This is a genomic window from Luteibacter sp. P4_D7_3 (assembly GCF_056401735.1).
Genome location: NZ_JBFUIT010000243.1, coordinates 1 through 6366, shown reverse-complemented (window position 1 = coordinate 6366; position 6366 = coordinate 1). Strand labels below are relative to the sequence as shown.

At 65.5% G+C, this 6366-nt stretch carries 7 protein-coding genes; 4 read left to right on the top strand and 3 right to left on the bottom strand.

Annotated elements, in window-relative coordinates; translation table 11 throughout:
• The 3 genes from AC1DSN_RS16900 to AC1DSN_RS16890 all read left to right on the top strand — a co-directional run.
• Positions 1-332: sensor histidine kinase (locus AC1DSN_RS16900; RefSeq protein WP_477331802.1), on the top strand; the 332-nt coding region annotated here is incomplete at its 5' end.
• Complete coding sequence (locus AC1DSN_RS16895) at positions 329-1090, top strand: LytR/AlgR family response regulator transcription factor (RefSeq protein WP_063572771.1); 762 nt, start codon at positions 329-331, stop codon at positions 1088-1090. The genes AC1DSN_RS16900 and AC1DSN_RS16895, both read left to right, overlap by 4 nt.
• Before the next feature lie 116 nt (positions 1091-1206).
• Positions 1207-2586, top strand: a complete 1380-nt coding sequence (locus AC1DSN_RS16890; protein WP_477331800.1) for a serine hydrolase domain-containing protein — start codon at positions 1207-1209, stop codon at positions 2584-2586.
• Here AC1DSN_RS16890 and gph read toward each other — a convergent pair.
• Both gph and AC1DSN_RS16880 read right to left on the bottom strand, forming a co-directional pair.
• The gene (gene gph / locus AC1DSN_RS16885; RefSeq protein ID WP_477296560.1) at positions 2567-3232 is read right to left on the bottom strand and encodes a phosphoglycolate phosphatase; all 666 of its coding nucleotides are present in this window, start codon (positions 3230-3232) and stop codon (positions 2567-2569) included. The genes AC1DSN_RS16890 and gph overlap by 20 nt on opposite strands.
• Before the next feature lie 24 nt (positions 3233-3256).
• Positions 3257-3919, bottom strand: a complete 663-nt coding sequence (locus AC1DSN_RS16880; RefSeq protein ID WP_477296562.1) for a TetR/AcrR family transcriptional regulator — start codon at positions 3917-3919, stop codon at positions 3257-3259.
• A gap of 117 nt (positions 3920-4036) precedes the next feature.
• On the opposite strand from AC1DSN_RS16880, the gene AC1DSN_RS16875 reads away from it, so the two are divergent.
• A complete protein-coding gene (locus AC1DSN_RS16875; protein WP_477331798.1) occupies positions 4037-5602 on the top strand; it encodes an MDR family MFS transporter in 1566 nt (521 codons plus the stop codon).
• A gap of 10 nt (positions 5603-5612) precedes the next feature.
• Here the strand turns inward: AC1DSN_RS16875 and AC1DSN_RS16870 are convergent.
• A partial coding sequence (locus AC1DSN_RS16870; protein WP_477331796.1) for an AraC family transcriptional regulator occupies positions 5613-6366 on the bottom strand: 754 nt, incomplete at its 5' end.

Sequence of the window (6366 nt, the reverse complement as noted above, 5' to 3'; positions counted from 1 at the left end):
CGCATGTGGAAGGCGATGCCACCCTCGACGACCTGCATGTGCCGTTCCTGATCCTGCAACCGCTGGTCKAAAATGCCATCGAGCATGGCGGCAGCGGCGACGGCAGGCGCGTCTCCGTCGACGCGCGGCGGGAGGCGGGCAGGCTGACCTTGCGCGTCCGCGATTTCGGCGGCGGTGCAGGGCGCCCCGGCCACGGCATCGGCTTCGCCAACGTCGACGCGCGCTTGCGTCACCTCTATGGCGAGGACGCCGGTGTGAGCCGCGACGCGGCCGTGGGCGGCGGCTCGGTCGTGACGGTGTGGCTGCCCGCGCGACGTTGGGCGGCGGCATGAGCCTGCGCGCTGTCGTCGTCGATGACGAAGCGCCCGCGCGCGCCAAACTGCGCCGTTATCTCGCGACTGCCGACGGTCTGGAGTGGGTCGGTGAGGCCGGAAATGGCATCGATGCGATCAGCCTTATCCAGCGACTCCGGCCGGACGTGATCTTCCTCGATATCAGCATGCCGGGCATGGACGGTTTCGGTGTGTTGCAGGCACTGGGCGAGCCTTTGCCGGCGGAGATCATTTTCGTCACCGCGCACGACACGCACGCGGTGCGGGCATTCGAAGTGCACGCCTTCGACTACCTGCTCAAGCCCGTAGGACCGCAACGCTTCGATCGCCTCGCCGCGCGACTGCGTCGATTGATCGTTCCATCCGCCGACCTCGCCGTGCGGATGGACGGGTTGCTCGATGCCTTCCCGCCACCAGCGCATTATCTGGAGCGTCTGCTTCTTCCGACCGGTGACCGCGCGGAACTGGTGCATGTCGACCGCATCGATCGCATCGAGTCGGACCGCAATTACATCGATGTCTACGTGGAAGGCACGCCGCGCCGCTTACGCGGCACGCTCGACGCGATGCAGGCTCGACTGTCGCCCGGGCACTTCGTCCGTATCAATCGCTCGACCGTGGTCAGGCTCGATGCGATCCGGGAACTGACACCCTGGCCGGAGGGTGAGCAGCGCCTGCTGCTGCGCGACGGCGCCCGGGTGACCTGGACCCGTCGCTACCTCGACCAGCTGCCGCCAGGACTGGCGCTCCAGCTCTAGGCGCCCGTGTTCGCGCCATGGCGGCCCTGGTCCCTGGAACAGGGGCGTTCGTCCCAGCGCGCGGGCCTGTCGTCCCTGGCGGCGCGCAGACTGCGCAAAATCTCGAAGGGACGACCATGAGAAAGAAAGCACTGATCGCCGTCGGCGTCGTGGCGGTGGCTGCGGCCTCCGCCTGGGCGGTGTTCCGGCCGGACCAGGCGTTGCGTGTCGCCGCGGGTGTGGCCGCGCACCACGTCTGCTCGATGGTCTTCGTCGGTGGCCAGGACCCGCAACGCACTTACGATGAACTGGTCGTGCCGATGATCGGCGATGTGGCGGGGCGCCTGCTCAGGGTGCACGTGTCGCCGGAGACCCAGAGCGTGGCCGTGTCGAGTCCGCTGCGCACGCTGGCTAGCGCCAGCTATGTTCGCGGCTACGGTTGCCGTCTGGATCTGCCGGGCAACATTCCGTTGGTGGCGGATGCGCCGGTCGCGACGCCCCCATCGCGTGATGGGAGCGATTTCGCGCCAGCGCAGGCGGTCGTTACCGACAGGCCCGCCGTCACGGAGGCGCTGGAGCGTGTTTTCAGCGAGCACCCGGGCGAGCCGGCGAAGCAGGTCAAGGCCGTTGTCGTGGTCAAAGGCGGCCATGTCGTCGCCGAGCGCTACGCCGATGGTTTCGGCGTGGGCAGCCCGCTGATCAGCTTCTCCGTCGCGAAGTCGTTCACCAACGCGCTGGTCGGCTTGCTCGTCGTCGACGGCAAGTTGCACGTGGATCAGGCGCTGGACGCCGCCGAATGGCGCCGGTCGGGCGACGCGCGTGGGGCGATCACCGTGGAAGACCTGATGCGCATGCGTAGCGGTCTCGCCGCAGAGGAAGCGGAGTCGGCCTTCAGTCCGGTGGCGCAGATGGAGTTCCTGCACGGCGACATGGCGGGTTTTGCCGCCGCCCAGCCGGCGAAGGAAGCGCCGGGCAAGACCTTCGAATACACCTCGGCCGACACGCTGCTGCTCGACAGGATGATCGGCGAACGGGTCGGCGGTGGCCCGGCTGGGGTGCGGGAGTACGCAAGAAACCGCCTGTTCAGTCACCTTGGCATGCATGACATCACCATGGAGTTCGACGGTAAGGGAACCTTCGTCGGGTCCACGTATGTCTATGCCAGTGCCCGTGACTACGCGAAGTTCGGCTTGCTCTACCTCAACGACGGCGTTGCGCCGGATGGCGAGCGCCTGCTGCCCCGTGGATGGGTGGCGTGGTCGCGCACATCCACCCTGGGGGCGCCCTATGGCGCCGGCTTCTGGACCAACGACGGCCCGAGCGAGCCGGCGACATGGCGCGTCGAAGGAGGGTTCCCAAACGACGGCTTCTACGCCAGCGGCACGATGGGCCAGCGCATCTACATCGTGCCATCGGCGCACCTGGTGATCACGCGCTTCGGTTATTCAGCGCCGCCCGACTATGGCATCAAGGACGATATCGCACTGATCAAGGCAGTTATCGAGGCTTATCGATAGCGAGCAGATCGGGCATCCGGTCGATCACCGCGAGCGCACCGATCGCATGCAGGTCGAGCGACTTGCGATAGCCGTAGCTGACCATGACAAATGCCAGGCCTGCATCGCGCGCGGCAAGCACGTCGCTCTCGGAATCGCCGACCATCAGCGTCTCATCCGGAGCGACGCCTGCTTCCCTGGCAAGATGCAGCAGCGGTACGCCGCTGGGCTTGCGCTCCGGCAGGGTGTTGCCGCCCACGATGCCGTCGATGTACGGCAGCATGCCGCGTATCTCGAGCAAGGGGCGCGCGAACTCTTCGTTCTTGTTCGTGCACACGGCGAGCTTCACGCCCTGTGCGTGCAGGGCAGCCAGCGTGTCGACCACGCCGTCGTAGGCGATGCCGTCCAGCGCCGTCTCGGCATAGTGTTCGAGGAAGCCTGGCATGACCTCGTCGATGTCCGCGTCACTGCCCGCATGGCGAAACGCGTAGGTGATGAGCTTGCGCGAGCCTTCGCCGATCCACTCGGTGATCTGCGCGACGTCGTAGGTGGGCAACTTCCAGTCATGGAGCGTGCGGTTGACCGATTCAGCGATATCGGCCGCGCTATCGACCAGCGTGCCGTCGAGGTCGAAGATGACCAGGGAAAAAGGGAAGGTCAAAGCCATTGCTCCACGCATAAACCCGACATTCTACGCCTTGGCCGGACCGACGCCGTGGCGGAGCAGGGCGAGCGCGTGGCGCGTGATCTGTTCCGGGCCGATGTGGTTGCGCATGGGGTCGTCACGCCATTTGCGCGAGGCCGTCATCGGCAGCACCGTCAGGCTCAGTATCGAACCGATGATCAGTGCGGGATCCAGGTCTTCACCGAGCAGGCCCTCGGCCTGCCAGCGGCGCATGGTATCGAGCACCGTCGCCTGGCGGCTCTCGTTGAAACGCTTGTGGATGTGCTGTTTGAAGAGGTCGTCTTCGCGGAGCATTTCGCCGAAGAAGACGGGGCCGATCCAGGGACTTTCCGCGGCGAGTTCCACAAAGCGCTGGGCCAGTGTGGTGAAGGCGGCGACCGGGTCGTTCGCGTTGTCGAGGAAGATGCCTTCGATATGCCTGCGCATCGGCGCGATGCGCTCGTCGAACAGCACGTCGAACAACTCGTCGCGGGTCTTGAAGTAGTAGTGCACGGCAGCAGGCGTCATGCCCGCGGCGCGCGCGATGGCGGCCAGGGTGGTCTCGGCGTACCCCTGGCGCGCGAACAGTTCCAGCGCGATGCCGACCAGGCGCTGGCGTTGATCGGGGCTGTCGGCCTGGGCGGGCGGGCGGCCGGGGCGGCGGCCGCGGAGGGCGGTTGGATCGACCACGTTTATCTACCTTCGTCGCTAACGAGCATGGATACCACGGTGACGGATGGATTGACGCCGGTCCAGTCCCGGACATATATTAACTTACCACTTAATTAATTTGCAGGTCGTCGTCCCGTGACCACCGAAACCCTTGAGCCACCGGCCGAAACACCCGATGCCGTGCTCCCGGTCGCCGCGCCGGCGCCTGCAACGCCCGCGCCGCCATCGCTGCGCCTCCTGTTTCCCGCATTGATGCTGGTGATGTTGCTGGCCGCTCTCGACCAGACCATCGTCTCGACGGCGCTGCCGACCATCGTAGGTGACCTCGGTGGCCTCAACCAGCTCTCGTGGGTGGTCACCTCCTACCTGCTGACCTCCACCGTCGTGGTGCCCTTGTACGGCAAGTTCGGTGACCTGTTCGGACGAAAGATCGTCCTGCAGACCGCCATCGTGATCTTCCTCCTCGGATCGGTGCTGTGCGGCCTCGCGCAGGACATGACCCAGCTGATCCTGATGCGCGCCCTCCAGGGGCTCGGTGGCGGCGGCCTTCTGGTGATCACCATGGCGGCGATCGGCGATGTCATTCCGCCGGCCGAGCGCGGAAAGTTCCAGGGACTGTTCGGTGGTGTCTACGGTCTGGCCACGGTCATCGGTCCGCTGATCGGTGGCTTCATGGTCGATCACCTCTCCTGGCGCTGGATCTTCTACGTGAACCTGCCGTTGGGCATCCTGTCGCTGGTGGTCATCGCGGCCGTGTTCCATCCGCACGTGCGCCATGTGAAGCACAAGATCGACTACTGGGGTGCCGGCTGGCTCGCGCTATCGCTTAGCTGCCTGATCCTGTTCACCACCGAAGGCGGCACCATGCTGCCGTGGAACGCGTCCGAACTGTGGTTCATCCTCGCCTTTGCGGTGGTCGGCGTGGTTGGTTTCATTTACGAGGAGACCGTCGCCGAGGAACCCATCATTCCGCTGGGGCTGTTTCGCCATCGCACCTTCCTGCTCAGCTGCCTGATCGGCTTCTTCGTCGGTGCCGCGCTGTTCGGCTCGACCACCTTCCTGCCGCTCTACCTGCAGGTAGTAAAGGGCGTCTCGCCCACCGGTGCCGGCATGCAGCTGTTGCCGCTCATGGGCGGCGTGCTGGTCAGTTCCATCGTCAGCGGGCGCATCATCAGCAAGATCGGGCGCTATCGCATCTTTCCGATCATCGGCACGTTCATCGCGACGATCGCCCTGGTGCTGCTCGGTACGCTGAAGGACGAAAGCCCCATCGCGCTGATCTACACCTACGCCGGCCTGCTCGGGCTGGGCCTGGGCATGGTGCTGCAGGTGTTGATCCTGGCCACGCAGAACAGCGTCGACATGAAGATCATGGGTGTGGCGACATCCGGCGTGACGATGTTCCGCTCGATCGGTGGATCGATCGGCGTGTCGGTCTTCGGTACCATCTTCACCAACGGATTGCAGTCGCGCACGGCCAGCTTCATGACCGCAGGGCCCACGTCACCGCGTTCGTTCGGACCGGATGCCGTGGCGAAGCTGCCGCCGGATATCCACGCGCGCTATCTGCACGCGTTCGGCTCGTCGCTGCACACGGTGTACCACGTGGCGGCGTGCGTCATTGCCGTGGCGTTCCTGTTGGCCTGGTGGCTGAAGGATGTGCCGCTCAAGCGTGTACATGCGCCACCGTCCCGAGCCTGACCAGCGCTGCTCAGGCCTGTTGCAGCAACCTGGCATCGCGCCTGGGCGGAAGGCCGAACATCCGGGAGTACTCACGACTGAACTGCGACGCGCTTTCATAGCCGACGGCGAATGCCGCGGTCTCGGCACTGGCGGCTTCGCCGACCATCAGTCGACGGGCTTCGAGCAGGCGCATCTGTTTCTGGTACTGCAGGGGCGTCATCGACGTAAGCCGGCGGAACTGCCGATGAAAGGCCGATGCGCTCATTTTCGCGCTGGCTGCCAGATCGTCGATGCGCATCGGCTCGGCGAAACGGTCGCGTAAGCGGTGGATAGCGGCGATGACGCGATGCGCATGCGTGTTGGCAAGGACCATGCGGGCGACTTCCGCATGGTGCGGGCCGCTGAGCAGCCAATAGGCTATCTCGCGCATGATCGCCGGATACAACAACGGAATGGCCTTCGGTGTATCCAGCAGGCGCACCAGGCGCAACGTACAGTCGGCAAGGGGGCCGTCGAAATCCGTGACGAAGACGCCGGAACCCGGGCCTTCGCCGCCGGGTGCCGGCGTGTCCAGCGCATCGGCGACCTCACGCATGATGGCGAGATCGAACTCGATGATGATGCCGAGGAACGGTTCCGTGGGACTGGCTTCCGCCACCCGCCCGAGCGCCGGCGTCTCTACGCTGACGATAAGCGCCTGGCCCGCGCGGTAGTCCATGTGGCGATCACCGAAAACCGCCCACTTCGCACCCTGCACGAYGATGCACAGGGCCGGCTTGAAG

Coding starts and splice junctions, on each gene's coding strand:
- AC1DSN_RS16890 (WP_477331800.1), top strand. CDS start 1,207: ATGAGAAAGAAAGCACTGATCGCCGTCGGCGTCGTGGCGGTGGCTGCG.
- gph (WP_477296560.1), bottom strand. CDS start 3,232: ATGGCTTTGACCTTCCCTTTTTCCCTGGTCATCTTCGACCTCGACGGC.
- AC1DSN_RS16895 (WP_063572771.1), top strand. CDS start 329: ATGAGCCTGCGCGCTGTCGTCGTCGATGACGAAGCGCCCGCGCGCGCC.